The organism is Mycoplasmopsis equigenitalium (genome assembly GCF_024498255.1).
GTDB lineage: Bacteria > Bacillota_I > Bacilli_A > Mycoplasmatales > Metamycoplasmataceae > Mycoplasma_H > Mycoplasma_H equigenitalium.
In genome coordinates, this window is sequence record NZ_CP101808.1 from 349,712 (window position 1) to 369,053 (window position 19,342).

The following is a 19,342-nucleotide window of genomic DNA, read 5'->3' on the forward strand; positions in this document are numbered from 1 at the left end:
GTATAAATGTGATATTCTTTTAGAAAGAGAGGTGAATTCAATGGTATACGAAAGTGTAATAGAAGAAACAATCATATCTTTATTACAAAATAAAGGTTATGAACTAATTGATGAAAATGACCATTGGGTTGCAAATAGAAGTCTTGATGAGTTTATTAATAAAGACTTGCTTTTAGAATGCCTAAGAAAAATTAATAAAGTTAAAAACGATGGTGTATTAGTAGATGCTATTAATGCTATTACCAGATTAGAAAATCCTTCTTTATTTGAAAGAAACTTCGCTTTTCATAAATATTTAGTTGACGGAATTACAATTGAATCTAAGGTCTATAAAGTTAATCCGTTAATTAAGTTTATTGATTTCAACAATCCAGAAAACAACGTTTTTCAGGTTTGCCACCAAGTAAAATTTAAAGAAGGTAAAAACACAAGAATACCTGATGTAATTATATATGTAAATGGTCTTCCATTGGTTGTTATGGAACTCAAATCTTTTGATGAAGATGCAACTAATGCGACATTAGATCATGCATATGCTCAATTAGGTTCTCATAGTGAATCTAATGGATACCGCTATGATATTCCTACATTATTTAACTATAATGCATTTTTAGTTATTTCTGATGGAGTAACAACTAAAGTTGGAACACTAACATCTAAGATTGATAGATATAATGAATGGAAGAGTGTATCTGGTGAAAAAGGATATGATAGCTCATGTGTTACTAAGCTAAATATATTAATTGATGGTTTATTCGATACTTCTATATTATTAGATGTCATTAAGAACAATCTTTTCTTTATTCAAGACAAGAATGATAAACCTATCAAAATCATGTCTCAATATCACCAATATTTCGGTGTAAACAAAGCATTAGATTCTATTCTTAAAACAGTTAAACCTAATGGTGATGGTAAAGCTGGTATTGTATGGCATACACAAGGTAGTGGTAAGTCATTCTCAATGGTTATGCTTGCTCATAGATTATTAATTGAAAAATCACTTAATGTACCAACTATTGTTTTGTTAACAGATAGAATTGATCTTGACGATCAACTATATAAGACATTCTATAGTGCTAGACAATATTTAAAATGCGAACCAGTTATTGCTAGATCAAGAGAAGACTTAGTTAAGAAATTAAATAAGATTAAACAAGGCGGAGTTATCTTAACTACCGTTGGAAAGTTTGATAAAGAGAACCTTCCAAAGAATGAAAGAAATAACATTATTGTTATGACCGATGAAGCTCATAGAGGGCATTATGGAATTTATGAGACTGTTCATTATGAAAAGAATAAAGAAACTGACGAAATGGAAGCAGTATTTAAATATGGTGTAGAAAAATATATTAGAGAAGCCATGCCTAATGCTACATTTATTGGTTTTACTGGTACTCCAGTTTCTACAAAAGATAAACAAACTACTGATATTTTTGGAGATATCATTGATGTTTATGATATGACTCAATCTGTTATAGATGGTTCTACAGTCAAACTTTATTATGAATCTAGACTTACTAAGGTATGGACTAATGATGAAGTTCTAAAACAAATTGACGAATATTATGATGACCTAGAAAAAAACGAGAGAGCTGATTTTAAATCAATTGAAAGATCTAAAGCAGAAATGTCTAAGATTAAAGTTATCTTAGAAGATGATGATATGATTGATTTGTTTGCTAAAGATATTTTAGCTCATTATGATGACAGAAAGAATTTCTTAAATGGTAAGGCAATGATAGTATGTCAGACTAGAGTTGCTGCAGCTAAACTTTATAGAAAAATAGTAGAAAAGCTAGGACCTGATATGAAGGATCAAGTCATCTTAGTTGCTACCGAATCTAATAAAGATACTGAAGAAGAAAGAGAACTATTTAAGAATAGTGATTATAGAAAAGAACTAGGTGAGGAGTTTAAGAAAGACAATTCAAAATATAAGATAGCTATTGTATGTGATATGTGGCTAACTGGATTTGACGTTCCAGATCTTGATGTAATGTACTTTATTAAGAGATTAAAATCATATAACTTAATGCAAGCTATCGCTAGAGTAAACAGAGTTTATCCTGGAAAGTTCTATGGTTTAATTGTTGATTATATTGGTTTAGGTAAAGCTTTAGATGATGCTTTAACTCAATATACAGATAGAGACAGAGAAAATAACTGCCAAGATATTAAGAAAGAAATTTATAACATTCTAAAAGAAAAGCTTTCTATTCTTAATGAATGGTTCTATAAGATTGATAAATCTAAATTCTATAGTAAAGACTCATTAACTAGATTTACTGCTATCCAAGAAGGAACTCAATTTATCTTAAGTGATAAAAAGAGAGAGGATACATTCATCCAAGATTTATCTTTAACAATCAAACAAGCCTTTGTTGTATGTGGTAGTATTGCTACAGAAGATGAAAAGAATGATGTTTATTATTATTTGGCTATTAGAAGCTATATTTTAAAGTTAAGAACTAAGACTGGCTCAGTAACTACTAAAGAGATGAATGAATATGTTTCAAATCTTTTAGCAGATGCTATTAAGGGCGATGAAGTAAAAGTATTAACTTTTGGTAAAGATGATTCAATCAACGCTATTGATTTATTAAGTGCTGAAAAGATAGAAGAGTTAAGAAAGAAAAATCCTCCTCTAGTATTTGTTGAGATAGTTAAGAAATTACTTGAAAGAGCTATTGCTGAATCAAGAAAGAATAACTTCTTTAAATCGCAAGAATATTCTAAACGTTTAAGAAAAATACTTGAAAAATACAACGATAGAGACGGCACATTTGCGCCAGAATCAACTATTATTGATTTGGTGAGCTTTGCTGGGGAGATGGTTTCTGATGAAAAAGAAGCCAATAAACTAGGTATCTTTGGTAGAGAAAGAGCATTCTATGATGCTTTGATTAGAGACAAGTCTGCTCAAGAATTATTAAATGATGAAACATTAAAATTAATTGCTAGAGAATTAAAAGAAGTAGTAGAAGAATATGCTTCAACTGACTGGTCTAATAAAGAATCTACTCGCGCAAAGATGAGAACAAAGATTAAAGAGTGCTTAAAGAAATATAATTATCCACCTAAGTATCAAAAACAAGCTGTGGATGAAGTAATTAAACAAGCTGAATACATCATGAACGAAAATTAAGAGAGCTCGCGAGTTAATCTCGCGAGTTTTTTCAAAATGGAGGGAATATGAAGAAACAATTAGTGCCCGTTATTTCTATATTAGTTATATTGTTTATCGCAGGAGGATTTACTGCGGTTTTTCAGGGTCTAGATGTAATCTGGCAAACCATAAAAGGTATATTTCCTATTTTTGTTCCAGCAATTAAACAAGGAATTAAAGATTACTTATCTTCAGCTTACTTTATTGTTGGAGTTATAATTGCTATTGCTTTAGCGTTCGGTATTATCTTGAGCGTTAAAAGCAGAAAGTTATTATATGTTATTATTTCTATAATAATAGAAGTTATTTCGTTGCTTAGTATTTTTAGTAATTTGGCGGTGTGTAGTTAATGAAAAAGAATTCAATTCAGCTTCTTATTGATGAAGTTAATTCTTCTCTGAATAGTGAAAATTATATCTCCGCTTTAATTGTTGCATTAGTCATTCCAGATGTCTGTGGTAAAATTTTATATCCTTCTGCAAGCACAACTGAAAGATATAAAAAATGGTTTGATAAGTATATTGGTGATTATGAGCAATCTCCACTTGCTAAAAAAGATTCAAAATGGAATCTACCTTATATGGACGGTTATGCTTGTTACAAACTTAGATGTGCCATGCTCCATGAAGGAGCTGAAGATATATCAAAAGATATAAAAATAGATAAATTCAAACTTCTTATAGGAAAGGATGCTTTGTGTGAATGTTCATCAAAAACACAAACATGCGATGAAACTGAAGTAACCGAGTGGTATGTTAATGTAGAAAATTTATGTAACAAGATTGTATGGTCTGCAGAAGCTTTTCTTAAAAAAGAAAATATAGATTCTGGTTCTATTCCTACGATAGATATCTCTGATAGATATTAACGTAAAATAAGGTCTCAAAGCACTAACAAAACAGATTTTGTGTTGCTTTTATTTAACGTCTATTTGTTCCAAAATATATCTTTATAGATATATGTTAGGTAGCACTGTGGGTTGTCTTGCACATAGAAACTCTCGTTTTACTTGAAAGAAAAGCATAGAAGTTGGCTTAGATGCAGCAAATTTAAAAAATGAAAATGATGAACTTAGAGTGACGCAATTATGGTTATTTTGTAATTCGTCAATTTTTGATATAGATTTCTTGTCTAACTAATAGCAATATTATTTCTAAAATCTAAGAATAGTTTTGATACATAAAATTTAAAAATAGTAAGAAATGAAAGGATTTTAAGTTAGATTTTATGAAAATCTATAAACTAATTTAAGCCAAGAACCAATACATTTTTGTAAAAAATGTTAACATATATATGTTAAATATTTAAAAAATAGCAATTTTATGAATTGGACAAAGTCTATAAAAGAACTAAAGAAATAAACGTCTTAATTTGCGAATAATTTGCTAAAAAAACTGTCTTTTTTGCGTTGAAGCAATAGACTAAAAAAGCACTTAACAGGTATTAAGAAGAGAATTAACGAAAAATATAATGTAGTGGAGGAATAATATATGCCAAATATTAATGGTGAACAAACCGAATTAGAACTTGAAAATGAATTAATTAAACAATTAAGTGCGCAATTTCGCTCATCGGGTTATGAGGATACTTTTGTTGCTGTTCACGATGATGAATCATTACATAGAAATTTAAGAAAGCAAATTAATAGGTTGAATAATATACAATTTTCTGATACAGAATTCAGACGTTTTATTAATGAACTAGAAGGACATAATACGGTTTTTGAGTGTGCTAAAAACTTAAGACAAATGCAAACCATTGAAATGGATGATGGTACAAAGAAAAATATCAAAATATTTGAAAAGAATGATTGACACAAAAATATATTTCAAGTCGCACATCAAATTAAGCAAAAAAGAGAATTTGAAGGAAGATTTGATGTAACAATCCTTGTTAATGGATTACCTCTAGTTCAAATTGAACTTAAAAAGAACGGCATCGATGTTAATGAGGCATTTGGTCAGATCGAAAGATATCGAAGAACTGTTTATAGTGGACTATTTAATTATATTCAATATTTTGTTATTTCTAATGGTTCGATGACTAGATACTTTGCTAATAGTGATAGAAATTTTAAGAGACAAAATTTATTTACTTGACTTGATCCAAACAATGTGGTTATAAACAGATTGTTTGATTTTGTTTCAGATAGATTAACAAAGTACAACATTTGTAAAACAATTACCAACTATGTTGTTATTAATCATTTGGAAAAAGATTTATGGATTTTAAGACCTTATCAAGTATGGGCTGTAGAGAAATTGCTTGATAGAGCTTTGAATACTAAAAACAATGGGTTTGTATGGCACACAACTGGTAGTGGAAAAACACTGACTAGTTTTAAGCTTGCTCAATGTTTAAGAGATACGGGCAAGTTCTCAAAAGTAGTTTTTTTAGTCGATAGAAGGGATTTAGACAGACAAACAGTTAGAAGCTTTAATTCTTTTGAAAAAGGATCGGTTGTTAATGTTAATAAAACACATAAATTATTTAATCTTTTTACTGATTCATCAATTAAGATGATTACAACAACTATCCAAAAAATGTCTAATTTATGTAAAGGACCTGAATTTGAAAAAGCAGTTAAAACTAATAAAGATTCGATAATTTTTATTATTGATGAATGCCATAGAAGTAATTTTGGTGAGATGAGAAAAGATATTTTAAGAGCATTTCCTGAAGCACAAATGCTTGGTTTTACAGGTACACCTATATTTGCAGAAAATATGAACGTTACTGGATTAACTACAGAAACGATATTTGGTGGAGCACCAGTTCACTCTTATAAGATAAAAGATGCGATTAACGCTAAGATGGTTTTAGGTTTTAATGTTCAATATTTCAAGACTATAGATATAGTCGAAAAACCAGGAGAAGAAGAACAAGTAGAAGAAATTGATAAAAAAGAATTAATTTTCTCTGATACTAGAATTACGAACGTTACTCAGCATATTATTGATAATTTTGATAAATTAACTGTAAACAGAAAATATAATGCAATTTTTGCGCTTTCTGAAATTAATTTATTAACAGCTTATTATGAAAAATTTAAAGAGTTAAATAGCAAATTAGAAGCCGATAAAAAACTTAAGATCGCAACTATTTTTACATATGCCCCTAATGAAATAGACGCAGAAGAAACTGGTGTAAATGAAAAAATAGCGCAACAAAAACTTCAATCTGCAATGAACGATTACGGCGCTCTTACCGGGAAAAAATATTCTATTTCAAATTGCGCTGAGTATTTTGAAGATGTTAGAGAAGACTTTAGAGAAGGAAAAATAGATCTAATTTTAGTAGTTAATATGATGTTAACCGGTTATGACTCGAAAAGAATTAATACGTTATTTTTAGATAAATCATTAAAGTATCACAATTTGATTCAAGCTTTTTCACGAACTAATAGGTTAGATTCTTCATCTAAACAATTTGGAAATATTGTTTGTTATAGAACAACTTGTGAAGATGTCGAAAAAGCAGTAGCCTTATATTCAAAAGAAGATCATGATGTAGTTATAATGAAATCTTTTGAAGAATATTTAGAATCATTTAGAGACGCATTAAAGAATCTAAGAGCTTACACTCCAACTCCAGAGGATGTAGATGCTCTTGAAGGGGATAAGAAAAAACTTGAATTTGTTAATCTATTTAGAGTAGTAGCTAAGTCTTTATTATGCTTACAAAATTTTTGTGAGTTTTCGTTCCCTATAACATTAAAGAATGATATTTCTGTTGACGAATATAATTCATTTAAAAGTAAATATCTTGATTTATATAACGAATTCAGAAAACAACGAGATAAAGTATCGGTTATTGGTTATGTTGAATTTGATATTGAATTAGTACAAACAGATAGAGTCGATGTTGAATATATTTTAGATTTATTAAGAAAGGGCGCTGAAAGCGGCAGAGGTATTAAAGTTGTTGAAATATCGATAGCGATTAATAAATTAAAATGCTCTGCAGATCCTATATTAGTTAGCAAGGGAGAGCTATTAGAAGCATTTGTTAATAAAGTAATTCCAACCCTTCCAAATAAAGTCTCTATCGATCAAGAATTAGATAAGTTTGTTAAAGAGGAGATAAAAGAATCCTTAATGAATTTCTCTAAGGAACGTGAATTAAAATATGAAGATTTGAATCATTTATTTGAAAAATATCAGTATCATACAACAGTCGATAATGCCGATGTTAATTCAATTATAAGCAAGAAAGCTAAAGACAAATTTAAAAAAGCGCATCCAGAGCTTAATCCAATTAAGGCTACTAACGAGTTAATAACTTTGATAAAGGATAATATTATTGAATTAGCAAACAAATATTCAATTTACTATTAGGAGAAATTGCAATGTCACAAAATAAAGACGAATTATTAGCGAAGCAACAATCAGATGTTGATGCTAAATTATGAGCTATGGCCAACGAACTTAGAGGTTCAATGGAAGCAAGTGAATTCAAGAATTATATTCTTGGATTAATTTTCTATAAATTTCTTTCAAATAAGATTATTAAGACATTAAATGATGAATTAAAAGATGAAAATTTAAGCTTTGATCAGGCTTGGAAAGACGAATCAATGCGAAATGATATTAAGGAATTATCAGTTAGAATAATTGGTTATTTCTTAGATCCTGTTTATTTATTTGATAGTTTTGTCAATAAAATTAATGTTAATCAATTTTCGGTTGAAGATTTAAAGGAAGGAATTAAAGCCATTACATCATCAACAATAGGTACAGAATCACAAGAAGATTTCGCCGATCTATTTGATGATATGGATTTAGATAACAATAAGCTTGGAAAAGGTGAAGCCGAAAGAAGTAAATTAATCGGGAAGATTATTTTAAAAATTAATGACTTGAATTTAGATATCTCTGAAACTAATTTTGATATCTTAGGTCACGCTTACGAATACCTTATTGGTAAGTTTGCTGCATCCGCAGGAAAGAAAGCGGGTGAGTTTTATACTCCCGCGCAAGTATCAGAACTTTTAGCAAGAATTGTCACCTTAGAAAATAAGAATTTAAAATCTGCATATGATCCAACTTGTGGTTCTGGTTCACTACTTTTAAGAGTGAGAAATAATGTTCAAGATCAAAATGCAATTAAGTTATACGGCCAAGAAATGGTGACTACAACTTATAACTTAGCAAGAATGAATATGCTTTTACATGGTGTTGATTATGAGAAGTTTGATATAGCTAATGATGACACTTTGGAAAAACCATCAGAAAGACACAAAGCTCTAAAATTTGATGCTGTTGTCGCAAATCCGCCTTACTCTGCAAAATGAGATCCGGAAGGAAAAGATAAAGATTCGAGATTTAATAGCTATGATGGAAAATATGCTCCTTCATCAAAAGCAGATTATGCGTTTGTTGAACACATGATTTATCATTTATCGAACGCTGGAACTTTAGCAGTTGTGCTTCCGCACGGTGTGTTATTTAGAAGATCATCAGAAGAAATAATTAGAACTAAAATTATCAAAGATTATAACTATTTAGATGCTGTTATTGGATTACCGGCAAATTTATTCTTTGGAACAAGTATTCCTACTTGTATTTTAGTGATGAAGAAAACTAGAACAAATCCAGATGATGTTGTTTTCATAGATGCATCTAAGTATTTTGAAAATGGTAAGAATCAGAATTATTTAAGAGAAGAAGATGTTGTAAGAATTCTTGATGCATACAAAGCAAGAAAAGATATTGATAAATATATGCATGTCGCTTCATTAGATGAAATTAAAGAAAATGAATATAACTTGAATATTCCTCGATATGTCGATACATTTGAAGAAGAAGAACCAATTGATATTCATCAAGTTATGGCCGAAATAAAAGAACTCGAAGCTAAAAGAGATGAATTAGATAAAGAAATAGAAAAATATCTTGAGGAGTTAGGGCTATGTGTAAGGGCGTAGATAAAGGTAAAAAGGTCCCTAATGTTCCTAATTTAAGATTTAAAAAATTCAACACTGAAATTAGTCGTTGTGAACTAAAGAGTATTTTCAATATATCAGTCGGTGGAGACATAAATAAATCAAAAGTTAAGCATGTAAAAGATGATGTCAATAAATACCCTATCATAGCTAATGCTTTAATAAACAATGGATTTTATGGATATACAGATTCATTTAAACAAGAGAATTGCGTGACTGTGTCAGGTAGAGGAGACATTGGTATTGCGGTTGCAAGGCCTTATAAGTTTTATCCAATAGTGAGATTGTTATCGTTAAAACCTATATATAAAAGCGATTTAAAATATTTTGAGTCATTATTAAATTCAAAGAAAATGCTTATTGAAAGTACTGGAGTACCACAATTAACCTCTCCACAAATATCAAAAATAAAAATCAGTTTTTGTGATTATGATGAACAACTAGAAATTGGAAATTTCTTAACAAAAATCGATCAAAGAATCGAAACTCAAAACAAAATCATTAGTAAATATGAATCTCTAATAAAAATAATAAGAAAGAACATTATATTACGAAATAAATGAGAATGAATTAAGCTTAAACATTTCGTTGATAATGAATTTATAAAATTACAAAGGGGGAATATAATTCCTAAGTTCAGCAAGGATAATGAAAAATTTATATACCCTGTTTATTCATCTTCTGTTCATAACGATGGGCTAATGGGATATTATGATTCATTTATGTTTGATGAAAAATTAATAACATGATCTATTGATGGTGGCGGAAATTTCTTTTTACGGAATAAACATCAATATAATGTTACAAATGTTTGTGGTATTTTAAAAATAATCAAGCCAGAATTTGATTATGCATTTTTATATGAAATGCTAACTTATCAACATTTACAAATGACTTTTAACTATCAAAACAAAGCACATCCTAGTGTAATTAAAACTTTATACTCATTACCTATAGTGCCGATAAAACAACAAAAGAAAATAGCGGAAATGTTTAGCTTTTTCCACGAAAAAACAAAATTAGAAGAAGAAATATTATGCAAATATAAATCACAAAAAGAATATTTACTTACAAATATGTTTATATAAAAAGATTGTTTAATAGATATTTTTTTTGAATAAAGTATAACTCTTTTTCTCTTCTCATTCTTTTTAATTTTCAATCAATTAATTCAACTACTTTTCCTATTCTATTTTGAATATCAAAAGAACAATACGGGATTTTAATACCCTCCATTACAGATTGAATCAGCTGAGGCTGTCCGGAACCAGTGATGTATTTTTCTCATTTGATGGTTAGTAGCGATTGTTTCAAAAATAATTTATTTATAGGTCTTATTGGGCGTATAACCATTGCATTGCCATTAATCCACGACATTGGCTCGGTTATAAAAACAGTTCCGCTGTTCGATCCTCTACAAGTTATGCACACTTCAGATTCTTCATGATTATATTCTGAATGCTGGCCAATTTTTCCATTAGCTCCATATACAGAATAAGCACCATTCCGGTCAATTGCCTGTCGCGAAAGAGTTTGAGGTTGATATAACTTGCATATTTCACCTAGTTTCTTTTTTTACATATTATGAAAAATCCTATCATAAATGTATTTCTTTTGAGAAATAAGATTATCAATGATTTTGTTTTGAGTTTCGATTCTGCTATCGATTAAATTTAAAAAAATAGCAATTTTTCTTTGTTCTTTTGAGCTAGGAATAAAATGCTTTGTGAGCAAAAAATCATTGGTAAATATATTTAATAATCCGTGATTTCTGGCGCCTTCAACAGCAATGTTTGATATTTCTTTATGCCATTTGTTTGTTTCAAAATAATGCTCTAAAAAATCGGAATTTGCATTATAAGGATTGAAACAAATATACAAATTTGAAACAACGCCTATGTCAAATTTATTCAGTCTTTTGATAGTACCTCATGGATAATCTTTTGAATAGCTTTTGTTATAAGCGAAATCCCCCTTGAGTAATAAATAGTAATTAGACAGATCTTTACTAGCTACAGTTTTATTGAAAAATGTTTTTTGATTTATTATGCCATATTGCGCAGATAATGTAAGAGGGAGTAAAGAATTGTTTGTTTTGTTTTTTCTTGTAACTCTATATACGAATTCAGACAAAGGCACTTTTATTCAATGATCATGAAATTTTCTAAATCTTAAATTAGGAACCTTCAGGTTATTTTATTTGTTAAGTTCCTAATTTAAGATTTAAAAACTTTGAAGACTCCCGACTCCTTCTAAAGTTACATTCTTGCTGTAATTTTTTCTCGGGTGGTACACCTTTATCTTCAAATAGGAAATTTTATAAGGGTACAATCCCCTTTATTAGATCTGGTGAAATTAATTCTGATAAAACAACATTATTTATTAATAACGACGCTTTAAAAAACTCTTCAGCAAAAATAGTTAAAAAAGGAGATTTGTTACTCGCATTATATGGAGCAACAAGTGGTGAAATTGGTATTTCAAAGATAGATGGTGCAATTAATCAAGCGATTCTATGTATTCGTACCGAACAAGACAAGAACTTTATTAAATATCAGTGACAGAAGAATAAAACAAAAATTCTTGATACTTATTTGCAAGGTGGTCAAGGTAACTTATCTAGTCAATTAGTTGGTTCTTTAGTTTTTGGTTTTCCGAACTTAGACGAACAAAGAAAAATTGCTATTTTTTTAAATTTAATCGACGACAGAATTGAAACCCAAAACAAAATCATTAGTAAATATGAATCTCTAATAAAATCAATTATGCAGAAAATTTTTACTAATCAAGCTGTACTTAAAACAACAACTAAATTGCACAATCTTATAAATATTTTTACTGGAAAAAGAAATGCAAATGAAGCAGTTGAAGGCGGTTCTTTTCCCTTCTTTACCTGCGGAAAAGAAATTTTAAGAATAGATAAATACTCATTCGAAGGCGAAAGTTTGTTGATTTCCGGAAACGGAGAAATAGGACAAATCAAATATTTCAACGGAAAATTTGATGCATATCAAAGAACTTATGTTTTGCAAAATTCTAAAATTCCTATGTTGTATTTAAAAGCTTATTTGAGTTTTATATTACCTATGGTTATTGGAAAAAACAAGCAGCAAAGCGCTATGCCTTATATAGTTCTTGAAACTTTAAAAAATATTGATATTCCTATAATAGATGATATAAATACAAATTTGATTATTGACTTGTTTAAAATTCTTGATAAAAAAGCAGAAAACGAAAAAAGGTATAGTGAACTCTTACTAAAAGAAAGGGCTTATCTAATGAATAATATGTTTATATAAACAAATTATTCAGCAAATACTGTCTCTCTTTTTTATGCTGTTCTAGTATACTTTTTTCGATAAATAATCTAGATAAATATTTAAGTACAAGATTTGTAATTTTTAATTTTGTTTCAGTTGGGCATGGAATTTTATAATTTTCAACATCGCTTTTTCCAATGTTAAGTTGTGCAGCGCCTTGCGCTTTTTTTATCATTGATTTTTCAAAATTAAATGAATTTAAAACGATAAACAAATATTCTTGAAGCTTTATATCTTTCGAAAGTATCAATCCAACCCTCTGGTTTAATAGACAATTTTCAGCATCAACCATAGATACTCTTCCAACATTTCCGGTTAATGATACAAGAATATCTCCTTTTCTTAATAATTGATGGCTTTGTATATCGTAAGGGATTATGTCAATTTTATTCGCTTTTCTAGAAATGTATTGATTTCCAGTAACATTGCTAATTGTAATAATTTTGTAGCGACCATTTTCGAGATAGTCTTCAGATTTAAAAGCATATCCATTCTTTAATGAGGCATATTTTTTTAATGCTTTTTTATCACTAAATGGATCATAAATTTTTAAATCAATAATTATTTTTATTAGAGATTCATATTTATTAATGATTTTGTTTTGGGTTTCGATTCTTTCGTCTATTAAGGATAGAAATTTTAAGATTTTAAGTTGTTCTTTTAATGATGGAATATACATTTTTGTTTTTTCTAATTTATCATAGAAAAAATATGTTCTTACTCCACCTTCCTGAGTTCTTAATATTTTTTTGTTAAATTTCTCGGATTTTAAATAAATGTACAAATAATCATTAATAATTGATGGTTTCGTTTCAAAACATACATATAAAGAACTAACAATACATGGAGTATTTTCTTTATATAAACCAATAGAACCAACATTGATTCTAGCAGGGTTATATGCAAAATCACCTTTTTCTATATATTTATAGCCTTCTTTTGACAATTTTGTATAAGAAGCATCTCCCCATTGATCTTTTTGAAGGGCAAAGCCAACAGAATTATTTATGGAATATGCGGGTAAATTTCATTCGCTTGATTTTGCTTTTCTACCTTTCTGAATTATGTGTGTTCCAATTGTAATTTCATTATAAGTATTAGAAAAAGAATTAAATCTTAAATTAGGAACATTGCGGAACATTAATCATAAAAAACTTCATTTTATAATTGTTTATAACCATAAAAGGAGGTAAATATATGGTAATAAAAGAAGTTGCTGAATTATGGAATGCGGATAAAAAACAATATGTTAAAGAATCAACATATTCTGCATATTCCTTAATTATTGTTAATCACATCATCCCTTATTTTGGCGAAAAGGAAATGTTTGTTGAAGATGATGTGCAAAAGTTTGTGTTAGATTCTTTAAAAAAGGGGCTTAGCGAAAAAACGGTAAAAGATGTTGTAGTCGTGATTAAGATGATTCAAAAGTTTGCTATAAAAAAGAATTTGATGGCATTAATGCCAATAGATATAAAATATCCCAAAAACTCAGCTAAAAAAGAGTTAAAAGTAATGTCTAAAGAAAACCAAAAAATGCTTTTAAGTTATTTAAATGATAATTTTTCATTTAAAAATTTAGGGATCGTAATTTGTTTATGCTCGGGGTTAAGGATTGGAGAATTATGCGCTTTAAAATGGGAGAATTTTGATATTGGAAATAAAGTTGTTAAAATCAACCATTCACTACAGCGAATTTATGTGGTTGATGGTGAAAGTAAATATACAAAAATAAAAGAAGATATGCCTAAAACAAAGGAATCAAATAGAGACATACCCTTAACTAATTATCTTTATTCGATTATCAGACCATTAAAGAAAGTATGCAAGGATACATTTTATGTTTTAAGTAATGACGAAAAACCGATTGAGCCTAGAACTTATAGAAATTATTATAAGAGGATATTATTAAAACTAGGAATTCCGTATTTAAAATTTCATGGGTTAAGACACAGTTTTGCTACTAGATGTATAGAATCTAAAAACAACGTTAAAACTGTTAGTGTTATTCTTGGACATGCAAATGTAACTACCACTTTAAATCTCTATGTTCATCCTAATAATGACGAAAAAAAGAGATGTATAGAAAAAATGTTAAAAGATATTTTATAAATTTAATTATTTAAACACCCGTTTTTAAAAACTAAGAATTATTTTATTTTAGATTTCATCACGTAGCGAAGTTATCGACGCACTTGATAACGACAACTTTTAATTTAGGTAATTATCGATATTTATAGTGTTATAAATCCTTAAATAAATCATATATAAGGATTACAAAAATAACAGTTTAGATATAAAAGCTCCTCATTAATGCTATACTATAATATAAAAATATTATAGAAATAAGGGAAAGAGGAGAAATGGCAAAAATTTTAAAGGAGCCATCTAGAACATTTAGTGAATATTTATTAGTGCCAGGGTATTCATCAAAAGAATGTCGTGTTGAAAATGTAAATCTTAAAACACCAATTGTTAAATTTAAAAAAGGGACCAAGCCTATATTAAGTACAAATATTCCACTTGTTTCGGCAATTATGCAAGCTGTTAGCGATGATAAACTAGCAATTGCACTTGCTAAAGAAGGTGGAGTTGCTTTTATTTTTGGTTCGCAAACCATTACTGACCAAGCAGCAATGGTTAAGCGTGTTAAAGAATATAAAATTACTCAAAGTATAATTGATAGCAATCCACAAATTCTTTTAGATAATAAAAATGAATTGGTTGTCGGTGCCGGTATTAATACTAGAGATTATAAAGAACGAATTCCGGCATTAGTTGCCGCCGGTGTCAATGTTTTATGTATCGATTCGTCTGAAGGGTTTTCAGAGTGGCAAGCCGAAACGCTTAAATGAACTCATAAAAAATATGGCGATGAAGTAAAGATAGGCGCAGGAAATATAGTAGATAAAGAAGGGTTTTTATTTTTATCAGAAGCCGGCGCAGATTTTGTAAAAATTGGAATTGGTGGTGGCTCAATTTGTATTACTAGAGAGCAAAAAGGAATAGGTAGAGGACAAGCAACAGCTGTGATTGAAGTTGCTAAAGCACGCGATGAATATTTTAAAAAGAGTGGTATTTATGTTCCTGTTTGTGCTGATGGCGGGATTGTTTATGATTATCATATGACGCTTGCTTTAGCTATGGGCGCTGATTTTATTATGCTTGGACGCTACTTTGCTCGTTTTGATGAATCACCTTCAAAAAAACTAATTGTAAATGATAAAGAAGTAAAAGAATATTGAGGAGAAGGATCTAGTCGTGCTCGTAACTGACAGCGCTATGATTTAGGCGGAGATGCTAAATTAAAATTTGAAGAAGGCGTTGATTCTTATGTTCCTTATGCTGGAAGTTTACATGATAATTTGGCGCTTTCGCTTAATAAAATTAAAGCAACAATGTGCAATTGTGGCTTATTAAATTTAGCTGACTTTCGACAAAATGCAAAAATCACGCTTGTCTCACCAGCTAGTATTACTGAGGGCGGCGCTCACGATGTAATACTAAAACCCAAAAAATAACACAAGGAGTTTTATGGAAAAAGAATTTATTCTTGTTTTAGACTTTGGCGGTCAATATAACCAATTAATAGCTCGTCGTGTTCGTGAAAATGGGGTTTATTGTATTGTGAAATCATATAAAACGTCGATTTCTGAAATTAAAAAACTTAATCCTAAAGGAATTATTTTAACTGGTGGTCCTAATAGTGTTTATGATCAAAGTTCTCCACATGCAGATAAGGAACTTTTTGAATTAGAGATTCCGATTTTAGGTATTTGCTATGGAGCCCAATTAATGGCTTACACGCTTGGCGGTAAAGTAGCTACTGCACCAATTAGTGAATATGGTAAAACGATAGTTAAAACTAATAATAAAGCTAAGCTTTTTACTAATGTATCACAAGAAACAAATACTTGAATGAGTCATACTGACTATATTAAAGAAATGCCACAGGGTTTTATTAAAACAGCTCAAAGTAGTAATTGTCCTGTTGTTGCGATGGAAAATAACAAGTTAAATTTGTATGCAGTACAATTTCATCCTGAAGTTACCCATACAAAAGAAGGTAATAAAATGTTTAAAGCATTTCTTTTTGATATTTGTAAATGTAAGAAAGATTGAAAAATGAAAGCATTTGTTAAAGATCAAGTTTTAAGCATTCGCAAGAAAGTAGGAAACGGTAAAGCACTTTGTGCTCTTTCTGGTGGTGTGGATTCTTCAGTGGCCGCTGTAATAATGGCCAAGGCAATCGGTAAACAATTGACGTGTGTTTTTGTCGATCATGGGCTATTAAGAAAAAACGAGGCTGAAGAAGTTACTAAAGTGTTTGGAAAAGAGGGGAGTTATGATATCAACTTTGTTAAGGTTGATGCTCGAGAACGATTTTACACAAAACTAAAAGGTGTTACCGACCCTGAAATCAAGCGTAAAGTGATTGGTGAAGAATTTATACGTGTCTTTGAAGAAGAAGCTAAAAGAATTGGGGCGGTAGATTTTTTAGTTCAAGGAACAATTTATCCTGACGTCATTGAAAGTGGTTTGGGTGATTCAGCGGTAATTAAATCGCACCATAATGTTGGTGGATTACCAGAATATGTTGATTTTAAAGAAATTATTGAACCGCTAAGAGATTTATTTAAAGATGAAGTAAGAAAAGTTGGTCTAGAACTAGGGCTATCAGATGATCTTGTTTATCGTCAACCATTTCCGGGACCAGGATTAGGAATTAGAATTATCGGCGAGGTCACAGCTGAAAAAGTAAATATTGTTCAAGAAGCCGATTATATTTTTCGTGAGGAAATTACAAAGGCAGGTTTAAATAAAAAAGTCAGCCAATATTTTGCAGCTTTAAGCAATATGAAATCGGTTGGTGTTAAAGGTGATTTTCGAACTTATGATTACGCAATTGTTTTAAGAGCGATTAGTACAGAGGATTTTATGACAGCAGAAGCGATTCATTTACCTTGAAATTTGTTAGAGAAAGTGACTAGCCGAATCGTTAACGAAGTTAAACATATTAATCGTGTCTTCTACGATTGCACTGGTAAGCCTCCTGGTACAGTTGAGTTTGAATAAAAAAACCCGTAAACTCGGGTTTTTTTATTTTGTGTAATTAAACGCCAGGTTTGATTTGTTCAACGTTGTCTTTAGTAATAATAACTGGTTCAATAATAACTGATTTAATGAATTTTTTACTTTTACCATCAGCACTTGTTACTTGATATGCTGGATCTGTTGACACAATTCTGAATTTGTATTTAAGGTCAGGTGCGTATTTTTTAATAGCTGCTTCCATTTCTTCAGGAGTTAAGTCAACATCTTTGCCTGCTTCTTTTGATTTTTCATATAATGCTTTAATCATTAATGAAGCAATTTCTGTAGTACGTGAGTCAGGTTTGTCAATGGTTATCATTTGTTTACCATTTTTAATGTGATTGTATGCTGTTTCGTTAGCGTCTAATCCGGTAAGGATAACGTTGTTAATTTCTGCATCTGCTAGTGCTTCCACCATTACGTTTGCCATACCATCGTTAGGTACTAAAATACCCACAACATTATCTTTGTCTTCTACTTTGAGTTTTTCTAGTTCAGTAGCAATTCTATTTTTTGCTAGCGCATAGTTTCAATCTGGTGTACCAGCGATACTAAAACTGTCATTAAGGATACCATTAACAAGGTTAGGGTCGATTTCTTGAGCTTTTTTAATTAAGGCAACAGCAGGGTCGTAGAATAATCTCGCATTGTTATCGGCAGGGTCACCACCAACGGTGTAGAAAATACCCTTTTCTGCTAATTTGTGAGCTTTTACTCATTCAAGCATTGTTGTTTCGTCATCAAAGATGTTATCTTTGCCTTCTCCTGGTTCTTGATATTTGTAAATACCCGACAAGAATGCTAGACCTTGTAATTCACCAACACGTTCATTATCGAATGATACATATCAGTTGTAGTTATCACTAATTGCAGGAATTAATTTGTCGTATGCAATAACAGTCACATTACGTTCTTTAGCATTTTGAACAGCTGTTGCTGCACCAGTATCGGTTGGAGCTAGCAATAAGTATTTAATTGTGCTGTGTGCATCAAGTTGTGTTTGAATTCATGAGTTTTGATCTGATTGACTTTTAATAATATTAGCAACAGTTGGTAAACCTTGTTTTTCTAATGCAGCTTCAGCTGCTGATTTTGCTTTTACTCATATTGGGTTTTCAGGGTCGGTCATTACGACTGCAACAAGTTTTCCGTCTTCACTTCCACCACCTGTTGGTCCACATGATGTTGCAACTGCTGTAGTAATCGCAGCACCAACACCGAAAATTGACATTAAAATTTTCTTAGTTTTAGACATTTAAATCTCCTCTCTTTTCTTATTTATTTGTCATATAGAAATTATATATAAAAACGTTTCCACGTTACAAAAAGCAGAACAAAACGTCCAAAAAATGTGAAATATTTCCATATTTTATTGCCTTGTCATCTAAGTAAAAAATTAGCATTTTTTGATATATGAAAGTTGATGGAAAAAATCAAGGATTTTGCTTGGTTTTTAATTCTATGTATGGTAAACTTAATTTGCTACAAAATAAAAAGGAGATATGTATGTTAATTAATACAACTAAAGAGGGGATTGGAAACGGTCTTGACAAAGGCCTAAAAATCTTAAATTTTCACGCTGTATGATGTCCACCATGTAAAATGTTAAAGCCTGTTTTAGAAGAACTTGCTGAAAAACAAAATCTAGATATTTATCGAATTGATATTGATGAAAATAAAGCATTCGCGATTGAAAGACAAATCGCTTCAATTCCAACTACTTTTATTTACAAAGATGGTAAAGAAGTTGCAAAACTAATGGGATATATGTCATACGAAGATTTGCTTGTACAAATCGAAAAATTTAAATAAAAA

At 29.9% G+C, this 19,342-nt stretch carries 14 protein-coding genes and 1 pseudogene; 11 read left to right on the plus strand and 4 right to left on the minus strand.

What is annotated here, in order from left to right; genetic code table 4:
* Nucleotides 1-40: 40 nt before the first annotated feature.
* From NPA09_RS01635 to NPA09_RS01660, 6 genes are all read left to right on the plus strand, one after another.
* Nucleotides 41-3,148, plus strand: a complete 3,108-nt coding sequence (locus NPA09_RS01635; RefSeq protein WP_256541854.1) for a type I restriction endonuclease subunit R — start codon at nt 41-43, stop codon at nt 3,146-3,148.
* Between the two features lie 47 nt (nt 3,149-3,195).
* Nucleotides 3,196-3,519, plus strand: a complete 324-nt coding sequence (locus tag NPA09_RS01640; RefSeq protein ID WP_129721838.1) for a hypothetical protein — start codon at nt 3,196-3,198, stop codon at nt 3,517-3,519.
* On the plus strand, nt 3,519-4,037 hold the full coding sequence (locus NPA09_RS01645) for a hypothetical protein (protein ID WP_129721835.1): 519 nt from the start codon (nt 3,519-3,521) through the stop codon (nt 4,035-4,037). The genes NPA09_RS01640 and NPA09_RS01645 overlap by 1 nt, the downstream gene beginning before the upstream one ends.
* 622 nt (nt 4,038-4,659) lie before the next feature.
* Complete coding sequence (locus NPA09_RS01650; protein WP_129721832.1) at nt 4,660-7,506, plus strand: type I restriction endonuclease subunit R; 2,847 nt, start codon at nt 4,660-4,662, stop codon at nt 7,504-7,506.
* Between the two features lie 11 nt (nt 7,507-7,517).
* The gene (locus NPA09_RS01655) at nt 7,518-9,095 is read left to right on the plus strand and encodes a type I restriction-modification system subunit M (RefSeq protein ID WP_129721829.1); all 1,578 of its coding nucleotides are present in this window, start codon (nt 7,518-7,520) and stop codon (nt 9,093-9,095) included.
* Complete coding sequence (locus tag NPA09_RS01660) at nt 9,080-10,201, plus strand: restriction endonuclease subunit S (protein ID WP_129721826.1); 1,122 nt, start codon at nt 9,080-9,082, stop codon at nt 10,199-10,201. The genes NPA09_RS01655 and NPA09_RS01660 overlap by 16 nt, the downstream gene beginning before the upstream one ends.
* Here NPA09_RS01660 and NPA09_RS01665 read toward each other — a convergent pair.
* A pseudogene (locus NPA09_RS01665) lies at nt 10,194-10,673 on the minus strand (restriction endonuclease subunit S); the annotation flags it as partial. The gene NPA09_RS01660 and the pseudogene NPA09_RS01665 sit on opposite strands and share 8 nt — an antisense overlap.
* A 15-nt stretch (nt 10,674-10,688) precedes the next feature.
* Nucleotides 10,689-11,252, minus strand: a complete 564-nt coding sequence (locus NPA09_RS01670) for a restriction endonuclease subunit S domain-containing protein (RefSeq protein ID WP_256541855.1) — start codon at nt 11,250-11,252, stop codon at nt 10,689-10,691.
* A gap of 119 nt (nt 11,253-11,371) precedes the next feature.
* Between NPA09_RS01670 and NPA09_RS01675 the strand changes: the two genes are divergently transcribed.
* Nucleotides 11,372-12,412, plus strand: a complete 1,041-nt coding sequence (locus tag NPA09_RS01675) for a restriction endonuclease subunit S (RefSeq protein WP_256541866.1) — start codon at nt 11,372-11,374, stop codon at nt 12,410-12,412.
* On the opposite strand, the gene NPA09_RS01680 is transcribed toward NPA09_RS01675, so the two are convergent.
* On the minus strand, nt 12,405-13,574 hold the full coding sequence (locus NPA09_RS01680) for a restriction endonuclease subunit S (RefSeq protein WP_129721818.1): 1,170 nt from the start codon (nt 13,572-13,574) through the stop codon (nt 12,405-12,407). The genes NPA09_RS01675 and NPA09_RS01680 overlap by 8 nt on opposite strands.
* 56 nt (nt 13,575-13,630) lie before the next feature.
* Here NPA09_RS01680 and NPA09_RS01685 point away from each other — a divergent pair, with 56 nt between their 5' ends.
* The 3 genes from NPA09_RS01685 to guaA all read left to right on the plus strand — a co-directional run bounded on the left by NPA09_RS01685 (nt 13,631) and on the right by guaA (nt 17,509).
* Nucleotides 13,631-14,545 carry a tyrosine-type recombinase/integrase gene (locus NPA09_RS01685; RefSeq protein ID WP_129721815.1) on the plus strand — a complete coding sequence of 305 codons (915 nt, stop codon included), beginning with the start codon at nt 13,631-13,633 and terminating at the stop codon, nt 14,543-14,545.
* Nucleotides 14,546-14,796: 251 nt separating this feature from the next.
* On the plus strand, nt 14,797-15,954 hold the full coding sequence (locus NPA09_RS01690; RefSeq protein WP_129721811.1) for an IMP dehydrogenase: 1,158 nt from the start codon (nt 14,797-14,799) through the stop codon (nt 15,952-15,954).
* A gap of 13 nt (nt 15,955-15,967) precedes the next feature.
* Nucleotides 15,968-17,509 (plus strand): glutamine-hydrolyzing GMP synthase, encoded by a 1,542-nt coding sequence (gene guaA / locus NPA09_RS01695; protein WP_129721808.1) that lies wholly within the window; start codon nt 15,968-15,970, stop codon nt 17,507-17,509.
* A gap of 37 nt (nt 17,510-17,546) precedes the next feature.
* Here guaA and NPA09_RS01700 read toward each other — a convergent pair whose 3' ends face one another.
* Nucleotides 17,547-18,782, minus strand: a complete 1,236-nt coding sequence (locus tag NPA09_RS01700) for a substrate-binding domain-containing protein (RefSeq protein WP_129721805.1) — start codon at nt 18,780-18,782, stop codon at nt 17,547-17,549.
* A gap of 251 nt (nt 18,783-19,033) precedes the next feature.
* Between NPA09_RS01700 and NPA09_RS01705 the strand changes: the two genes are divergently transcribed.
* Complete coding sequence (locus tag NPA09_RS01705) at nt 19,034-19,339, plus strand: thioredoxin family protein (RefSeq protein WP_129721802.1); 306 nt, start codon at nt 19,034-19,036, stop codon at nt 19,337-19,339.
* Nucleotides 19,340-19,342: the final 3 nt, after the last annotated feature.